The 4,626-nt window shown below is 57.8% G+C and carries 5 protein-coding genes; all 5 read right to left on the reverse strand.

Annotated elements, in window-relative coordinates:
* Positions 1-103 precede the first annotated feature (103 nt).
* A complete protein-coding gene (gene recJ / locus B2R17_RS14255; protein WP_286764504.1) occupies positions 104-1,903 on the reverse strand; it encodes a single-stranded-DNA-specific exonuclease RecJ in 1,800 nt (599 codons plus the stop codon).
* A 39-nt stretch (positions 1,904-1,942) separates the two neighbouring features.
* Positions 1,943-2,107: a 50S ribosomal protein L33 gene (gene rpmG / locus B2R17_RS14260; RefSeq protein ID WP_007324504.1), complete on the reverse strand. Its 165-nt coding sequence runs from the start codon at positions 2,105-2,107 to the stop codon at positions 1,943-1,945.
* A 182-nt stretch (positions 2,108-2,289) separates the two neighbouring features.
* A complete protein-coding gene (locus B2R17_RS14265; RefSeq protein WP_286764505.1) occupies positions 2,290-3,015 on the reverse strand; it encodes a transposase in 726 nt (241 codons plus the stop codon).
* A gap of 37 nt (positions 3,016-3,052) precedes the next feature.
* On the reverse strand, positions 3,053-3,910 hold the full coding sequence (locus B2R17_RS14270; RefSeq protein ID WP_286764506.1) for a DUF1559 domain-containing protein: 858 nt from the start codon (positions 3,908-3,910) through the stop codon (positions 3,053-3,055).
* 82 nt (positions 3,911-3,992) lie between these two features.
* Positions 3,993-4,319 carry a hypothetical protein gene (locus B2R17_RS14275; RefSeq protein ID WP_286764507.1) on the reverse strand — a complete coding sequence of 109 codons (327 nt, stop codon included), beginning with the start codon at positions 4,317-4,319 and terminating at the stop codon, positions 3,993-3,995.
* Positions 4,320-4,626 lie beyond the last annotated feature (307 nt).

The raw sequence follows: 4,626 nt of genomic DNA on the forward strand, positions 1-4,626 counted from the left end.
CCCTCCCCAACTGCGTTCAGGAGGGTGAATTCAAACTTGCGAGCAATGCGCTTGTAAAACTGCACGACCTCCTATGGAGGAGCGGGGCAGATTCTTGCCCGCCTCAGGCTTGTTTTCGCCAGTCCACCAGGTGAACTTCGACACTGCGATAACCGTTGAACTCGTTGATGACGGGCCGGTAAGCGATCTCGATCGGGCCGTTGTGCTGGTTCAGCGGTTCGCACCAATCCGCCGCACCGAAGGCGACGCCGCGGATCACGCGTTCGCCTTGTTTCAGACGCACGGACAGGTGGTTTTCGCCCTTGCCCATCTTTTTGGCTGGTTCGTTGAGCTGAATGTCGCGGCCCATCAACACGGGACGCGGGTTGCCGGCGCCAAACGGAGCCATCGTTTCGATCTGCTTCATCGTTTGCAGGTTCAGTTGGCCGAGCGGAGCTTCCGCATCGATTTGAATCGCCGGCGCCAATTCTTGCTCGGACCACTGTTTCGAGACGGCTTCACAGAAGTCACCACGGAAGGCTTCGATGTCAGATTCGCGAATTGTCAGTCCGCCCGCGGCTGGGTGACCGCCGTAGCGAACCAGTCGGTCCTCGCACTCACGCAGGGCTTCGTAAAGGTTGATGCCCGTGCCGCCGACGCGTCCCGATCCGGTCGCGTCGACTTTGCCTGCGGTGTCGAGCGAGAGAATGATCACGGGTTTGGCGTATTTCTCGGCCAATCGTCCGGCAACGACTCCGATGACTCCGGTGTGCCAGCCGACTCCGGCAAGCACCAGCGCGGGATCGTTTTCAGGGTCGAAGTCCGCTTTGGCTTGCTTTTGTGCGGCCAGCTGAACGCTTCGCTGCAGCGTGTCACGGGTTCCGTTGAGCTGGTCGATGTACTGGGCCAACGCCACGGCCCGGTCGCCGGCTTCGATCGTCAGCAGCTCGATACCCAGTTGAGCTTGGCCAAGTCGCCCGGCGGCGTTCAGTCGGGGAGCCAGCCCGAAGGAGATGTTTTCGGTGGTCAATTCGCTGGCTTGGTCGAGTTTGGTGAGCTTCATCAGTTCCCACAAACCCGGCAGCGGTTCGTTCTGCATCACTCGCAGGCCGTGATTGACCAGCACGCGGTTTTCGTCGAGCAGCGGGACCACGTCGGCGATGGTTCCGATGGCGGCCAGCGAAAGCGATTGCATCAGGAATCGCTTCATCGGTGGCGTGACTTTTTTTTGCCCACATTTGGCTTGGCAAAGCGACCAAGCGAGTTTGAAGGCGACGCCGGCACCGCAGAGTTCGCCAAACGGGTAAGCCGTTCCGGGCAGTCGTGGGTGGACGATGATGTCGGCGTCGGGCAGTTCGTCGCCGATTTGGTGGTGATCGGTGACGATCAGGGTCACGCCAAGCTCGCGACAGAGTTTGGCGCACTGCAGGCTGGCGATGCCGCAATCGACCGAGATGATCATTTGCTTGCCGCGAGCGACCAGTTTGCGGATCGAGTCCTCGTTCAGGCCGTAGCCTTCCTCGAGCCGGTTGGGCACGTGGTAGCTGACCTCGGCCCCGATCAATCGCAGGCAATTGACCAGGATCGCGGACCCGGTCATGCCGTCGGCGTCGTAATCGCCGTAGATGACGATCGGCGTCTTGGCTTCTGCGGCCGCCAGGATTTTTTCGGTCGCGGCAGGCACACCGGGCAGCAACTGCGGGTCACGCAGGCTGGTCAGTTTGGTGTCCAAGAACGTGGCGGCGTCTTCTTGCGAATAAACGCCGCGACTGACCAGCAACTGAGCGACGACGGGAGGCAGTCCCGTGGTGCGGATCAGTTGTTCGACCAACGGAGCATCGTGCGGAGTGATCCGCCATTCCCGCTTCGTCCCGGAATCAACAAGCTGGTTGGTATCGGAAATCGAGCTGGAATCGGTACTCAAATCGACCGTCGTCCTTGAATAGAGTCGGCGCTGAGAAGCTTACTTTTTCTTTTCAGCGTGCCAGGTGTGCTTGCGCAGGTTGGGGTTGTACTTCTTCAAACGAAGCTTTTCCCCACCAGGCTTTTTGCGGAGGGTGTAGTTGTACTGTCCGGTTTCTTCGCAGACCAGGAAAATGGTTTCTGCTTTTTTCTTGCTCTTGGACATCAGACGTGCCGGCGTGGTTTGTCAGGGAAATGAAATTTTCGAGCCCCAGAGTATGACTAGCCAGGTGTGATTTTGGCAAGTCGTACTTTTTTGGGGCGAATCAGGGGTGTGATTGTCGCCCATCGACTCCGCTCGATGGAGAAAGGGCCGAGATCCGGCGACCCTCAACCTAAACCGGAGTGTCAGCCATCGGGGCTGACCCAATGAAGAAACTGGCCCTCGCAAAGGTTTGCCTTCTCAGGGTTTTCTTCGATGTACCGACGCAGATATTCGTATTGCTCACCTGATCGAACAAGATGATCGAAGGCATCGGATTGCCAGAGCTTTCCGCGCCGTTCCAACGCAGCGTTGATTTTCTTGGCGGTGAAATGAAGCCACGAGAAGCACTGTTTCGACATTGAGTCAGGATCAGCAAACGACGCCAGTAGATGCACGTGATTGGGCATGATGACGAAATCACCGAGTCGATAGCGAATTCCGTCGAAATGGTGCAATGCATCGGCGACAATGCGAGCGATCTCAGGACGTCTCAAGACACACGCACCGTGACAATCATCAAGAAAACGTTCGTGCGTCTGCCTGAATTGTCTCTGGAACGTGTCTTTCAGTTTTTGTTCCAGGGAGTGGGCAATCGATTTCCAGTTCAGCGTTGTGGCCTCGGGGTGGTCTGCTCGATGCAGCCAGTCGACCCGTTCACGATCCCATCGATCGATTACTACCGCGGGGATGGAATCGGCCAGTCGAAAGGTGATGAACACGATTGCTCCCGCTTGCGACCAGTGCGGTTTGCAGCGTTCCTGGATAGAGAACTCAACTGATGGGTTGAACGGTTCGCCTAATATGCTGTCGTTGTATGTTCGGGTGACTCCATTGGACGGAGCCAATGGGCGACTGTTGGTGCGAAGCATATGACTCCATCGGGCGGAGCCGATGGGCGACAGTCAATCACATTTCCTCGTCGACAAATTCACCGTCGGCTCGGTGGCCGAGGTAGGTGAAGATTTGCGGGTCAGTATTTTGTGAAAGAAATCGGACAGAGCCGTCTGCGAAACCGAAGTTGCCGCCGCCGGGATGTTCACTGGCGAAGCCGCCGACGAACTCGGGCGGATTTTCGTCGATGGCCGCATTGCCCATCATTCGAATCCCGCCGCCAACCATTGTGCCGGTGTTTCGTAGCGTGCTTCGGGTCCCAGACACCCAACCAAGTGATTGGAGGGTCGGAATCATTTCACCGATCAGGATCGTGTGGCTGCTGCCGTCGTAGATGTCGCTGTAGCGAACCTCGCTGTTGAGAAACAGCAGTCCGTTGTTGTCTTCATCGATCGGAGCTTCCACGTCGTGATGACAGCCGGCGTAGTTGGACAGGCCAGCCGTCTTTTCATCGTTGATGCCAAATGGAAACGAAGGGCAGAGGAACGCGGAGATTTGATATGCGCGAACTTTTGCATTGACCGGAGCATAGACGCTGGCGGTTAAATCGAAGTCGTCGGCGGTACCCTGCTGTTCGATGTAAGGCAGCAAGCGAACCAGGAAACTGATGTGCTCGCCATTGGGTGTGTTGGCGATGGGCCCGGTCGGGTTGGTGGTTCCTGGTGGCAAATGCTCCATCGAGAATTCGTAGTTGTGAGTCGCCAAGGTGAGTTGAGCGATGTTGTTGGAGCAGCTCATCCGCCGCGCCGCTTCTCGAGCGGCTTGGACCGCCGGCAACAGCAAGCCGACCAAGACGCCGATGATGGCGATCACCACCAAGAGTTCGACCAGCGTGAATGCACGCCGTGACGAGGAAGGGAAATTCGTTGGCATGGTAGATTCCTGGGTTCGAGGTGGGGCCGGTTGAAAAAGTCGGTGGAGCAATGGATTGGGATCAGGTGAGTGTCGTGGGCGGCTAAAGCTCGGAAGCAATTTGCCAGGTGTTGGACCGCTGGATGCGACGCGGGTTCTCGGGATCTTGTTGGCCCAACCGAGCGATCACGTGAATGGTCAGGGATTCCTCGGAGGCATCGTCTCGCGTCACTTCGATTTCGATCTCGGCGGGTTCATCACCGCGAATCGCTTCGCTGACGGACCAGGTTTCTCCGGTGTAAGCGTCGTCTTCGCGAAGTTGTCGGTGGGCTCGGACCAATCCGGCTTCGAGCAGCCAATCGGTTTGTTCCACTCGAAGGAGGTGGTTGGTTTGTCGGCGGTGTGTCAGGCTGCTTTTTAACGAGGTCATCACCAATGAAATTGAAATGCCCAGGCACACGAGCACGTAGATCAGAGCTGTGCCCTGGCGTGGAGAGGACGACGAGTGGGGGCGGAGTCGAGGTTCGGCCCTCCCCTCGCTTCGCTCGACCCTCCCAGAGGGAGGGTGGAGAGCGGAGACGCTTCGCTCAGTCCTTCGAGGTCGTGCCGTTTTTAAGTGCTGTGCCAGTAACGTTTTTTTGAGAACCCCGCCCGCGCAGCGGGAGGGGTCGGAAAGCGAGCGTTCAGCAAGATTTCCGGGGGAGGGCAATCCACGCTGCTTCCCATGCTCGGCCCCC

Source organism: Rhodopirellula sp. UBA1907 (assembly GCF_002337565.1).
Classification (GTDB): Bacteria; Planctomycetota; Planctomycetia; order Pirellulales; family Pirellulaceae; genus Rhodopirellula; species Rhodopirellula europaea.

What these genes read in the sequence shown, in the direction of transcription:
- rpmG (WP_007324504.1), bottom strand. Translation starts at nt 2,107, where the DNA reads ATGTCCAAGAGCAAGAAAAAAGCAGAAACCATTTTCCTGGTCTGCGAA.
- B2R17_RS14265 (WP_286764505.1), bottom strand. Translation starts at nt 3,015, where the DNA reads ATGCTTCGCACCAACAGTCGCCCATTGGCTCCGTCCAATGGAGTCACC.
- B2R17_RS14270 (WP_286764506.1), bottom strand. Translation starts at nt 3,910, where the DNA reads ATGCCAACGAATTTCCCTTCCTCGTCACGGCGTGCATTCACGCTGGTC.
- B2R17_RS14275 (WP_286764507.1), bottom strand. Translation starts at nt 4,319, where the DNA reads ATGACCTCGTTAAAAAGCAGCCTGACACACCGCCGACAAACCAACCAC.